The following is a 679-nucleotide window of genomic DNA, read 5'->3' on the forward strand; positions in this document are numbered from 1 at the left end:
TAATAAAGTTGCTTACGGAGCAGAAATAGAATTTGAGAAAATGTTTGGTGGTGAACTTGAGAAAGGAATCGCATCTTTTTATAGAGATGGTGTATTAATTGCTCAGCAATCGTTCAGCTCTGACGCAAGCAGTGGTGATTACGCGGCAAATTTCAATGTTCAACAGGGAGGCTTTGATAAAATCATCCTCGAGGCGACCAGTAATGGCAATGGCCCGGATACTGAAGACAACAGTGACTTTACCGTTAAATCAATAACCTTTACAGGTGCGTACTCTGGCGTGCCAATTGCTAGTGCGGATGGGAACCTCGGTGCTGTATATGGAGCTGATGGCCCTGGTTCTATAGTCTTAAATGGAGGTGAGGCTGGTTTAGAGACTCTAGATGGTAAAGACGTGTTGATATACGTCGATCCACAAAACTCTAATAGACTGATTGCAGAGGCTGATGGAGAGCTTGCATTCGAAGTTCAACTTACACCTAGCACTGGAAAATGGGAGTTCTTCCAATACTTGCCTTTGACCTCACCTTATGGCGATGGGGATATCGATTTTAACTACACTATTACTGATAATGATGGCGACAGTAAAACGGGGTACTTTTCTGTCAACCCTTACGCCCCACCAATTGTAGAAGGTGTAACACTAAACGTTTCTGAGGAAGGCTTAAGCAACGCCATT

The 679-nt window shown here is 43.6% G+C and carries 1 protein-coding gene; it reads left to right on the forward strand.

The genetic code is table 11. From position 1 onward, the window contains the following. On the forward strand, positions 1-679 hold a 679-nt coding region (locus tag R7P74_RS26775), incomplete at both ends, for a DUF5801 repeats-in-toxin domain-containing protein (protein ID WP_443293444.1).

This window comes from Vibrio sp. 2033 (assembly GCF_033339735.1).